The 745-nt window shown below is 59.2% G+C and carries 1 protein-coding gene and 1 pseudogene; both read left to right on the top strand.

The genetic code is table 11. The annotated features are described in order from the left end of the window. The coding region (locus FNF32_RS12070; protein WP_221930723.1) for a hypothetical protein at positions 1-468 on the top strand (468 nt) is incomplete at its 5' end. 9 nt (positions 469-477) lie between these two features. Beyond that, positions 478-666, top strand: a pseudogene (locus tag FNF32_RS12065) (protein NO VEIN domain-containing protein); the annotation flags it as partial. Positions 667-745 lie beyond the last annotated feature (79 nt).

Below are 745 nucleotides of genomic sequence, written 5' to 3'. Positions count from 1 at the left end.
TTTTCCTCATTCGTCTGCTCCTTCAGGTGGGGCAGACTCTACATCAGACTGAGGGATCGCGTGGGGGGCAGGTCACAGGCACTCGTCGAAAAGGAAGCCATTCGTACAAGGCAGAACATCAAGATAACCGAGAGCGGCCAACCGTCACTGTTCTCAGAGGGACAGATCATTGAATTCGAGGCTCAACGCGACGGTGTCGGTTGCGCAGCAAACATGGGTTGGGCAACCGAAACGCTGCTCGGGCTGGTGCGATCACAACCAGGCATCGCGTTCGAAAGCGCCGCGCCTCTCATCATGGAGCAAGTTCCTGTGCGCGAGACCCATGTCAAAGATATCGCTGTGACCCAGCACAAGGCGGGCTTTTTGCATTTTGATCTACCTCCAGGCAAGCGCAAGCCTCAGGCCAGCACAAATCTATATCCCGCTGCATCGGAAGCAGCTGATGACAGACCAACCTCTGCCCTCTAGCCTGGCGCAATGTCGAACGGGCCCTGGACGAATGAAGAGAACGACCTGATCGTCGCGGATTACTTCGCGATGCTGGCCGACGACACCGCCGGGCGCCGTTACAGCAAGACCGAGCATCGCCGGACGCTCCTGCCGCTTCTGAATGACCGGTCCGAGGGTTCGGTCGAGTTCAAGCACCAGAACATCAGCGCGGTGCTGAGTAAGCGCCACGGCGCTCTCCTCCTGCCGCTGCTGATCTGATCGGTCCATTCTCCGCGGGTGGGCATGGGGCGGAGGG

Source organism: Paracoccus marinus (assembly GCF_007018965.1).
In the GTDB taxonomy this organism is placed as follows: domain Bacteria; phylum Pseudomonadota; class Alphaproteobacteria; order Rhodobacterales; family Rhodobacteraceae; genus Paracoccus; species Paracoccus marinus.
This window is presented reverse-complemented; position numbering and strand designations above follow the sequence as displayed.